At 64.2% G+C, this 1,727-nt stretch carries 1 protein-coding gene; it reads right to left on the reverse strand.

The genetic code is table 11. The features are described 5' to 3' along the window. Nucleotides 1-776: 776 nt before the first annotated feature. Nucleotides 777-1,727, reverse strand: a 951-nt coding sequence (locus E9529_RS21345) for an RHS repeat-associated core domain-containing protein (RefSeq protein WP_236833263.1), incomplete at its 5' end; no start/stop codon positions are given.

Here is a 1,727-nt window from a genome sequence, read left to right on the forward strand (position 1 = left end):
GGCCGAACCGTCACACCCCAATGCCAGAATCACGCACCGGCGGCCCACCGAGTCGCATCCCGATGATCACCGATGGGCGGGCGAAAGATCCGGGTTAGGACGATGCCGTTGGCGGGGCCTGCCCAGAAGTTGCTTCAGGTGCGCAGAAGACGATGTAACTCTGAGTCGCCGCGAAGAAGCGCCGATCAGTCGCCATCCCCTCAGGCCACACTGCCCGCTATCAACATCTGGACGATGACGCCCTTCCCCGAGTCGCCGCTGGTTGAGCAACTGCCGATCGGGCTGAAGTTGCGTCAGATTTCTGCGCGATCCACCCTTCTGCTCGCACTTTCACCGCACAGTCGAGTTGCATCAAAAGCGATTCAGTACGCGCCACGCTATTGCTCGTCCGCATCCCGCCTGCGACGCAGGTTCACGGAGTAAATGCGCAAGACGACGGCGCTTGCCAGCCAAACCAAGGACAGCATGAGCATTGACGCCCATCCCCCGACCAGAAGTCCCACCACGCCAGCCAGCGCTGCAGCTACAACAGCTTTGACTGTCCATCTGTAAACCGAAGGGTCTGCATGTCTGCGGATCATGTGATCAGCACCCGCCGGCATCCCCGATCGGCGCGCCTTCTTCCGATTCATGTCACGCCCTCCACGACAACCTCTCGAAGCCAGCGGTTGGCAGTTGCCGATGCGTCGGTCACGGACTCGACGGCCAGTGTCGAAGTACCTACTATGAGTGGCGCATGGCGTCCATCGAAAAAGCACTCCGCTCGGACTCTTTGATCACAGAACATCGACATTGAAGTATGCCTCGACTCCGTCCAGGACGCGACCGCCAGCCGTGTCCGCGTTCGATTCGCAGACAGCTTGCGTGACTTCATACCCACTTGTCACACCTTTGACGAAGCCGACAGCAGCACCGACGGGATTGCCTCCGCTAGCAAAGCCGCCGAAACCGGCCCCCACGATGCCTCCGAGAATGCCTCCCGCTCCGGCTGCCAATCCGCAATCCACGAGACCCGTTGGGTCGACGTAGTTGATGGGGTTGCTGGCGGCGTATTCGTAGCGGTTCGCGCGGGAGGGGTCGCCGAGGGTCTCCAGGGAGTCGGGCTGGGTGAAGCGGCCGGTGGCCGGGTCGTACCAGCGCTTGGCGAAGTGGACGAGGGTGCTGTTGGGGTCGTCGATGCCGCCGGCGTAGCCGTAGGGGTTGAAGCGGGTGACTCCGACGGCATTCTGCCCGGTGGTGCTGCCGCCCCAGGGGTCGTAGCTGTAGGTGCCGGTGGTCGCCCCGTCCTGGTTGGTCAGGTGGGTGACCGAGCCCAGGCCGTCCTGGGCGTAGTAGTGCACCTGGCCATCCGGGGTGCGCAGGGCGATGGGGGTGCCCTGCGGGTCGTGGACGAGGAAGGCGGTGTTGTCCAGGGTGTTCAGCCCGACGGTGTGTGCCTTGACCAGCGGGATGCCGTTGGCGTCGGTGCGGCCGTAGGCGTAGACGTTGTTCAGCCCGTCGGCTCGGGTCTCGCGGATGAGCTCGGTCTGGTCGGCGCCGGCGTAGGTGTAGGCGCTGGTGGTGGTGCTGGTGGCCAGGCGGGTCATCTGGCCGTCGGCCTTGTAGACCGCCGTGCCGAGTCCGGCGATGTGAACCGTCACGGGTTTGATGCCGCCTCCTTGTGAGTCCAGGAGGATGGCGCCATGCCCAAGAGGTACCTGCCCGAGTTCCGTGAGCGGGCGGTGCGG

The organism is Blastococcus sp. KM273128 (genome assembly GCF_021698975.1).
In the GTDB taxonomy this organism is placed as follows: Bacteria; Actinomycetota; Actinomycetes; order Mycobacteriales; family Geodermatophilaceae; genus Blastococcus.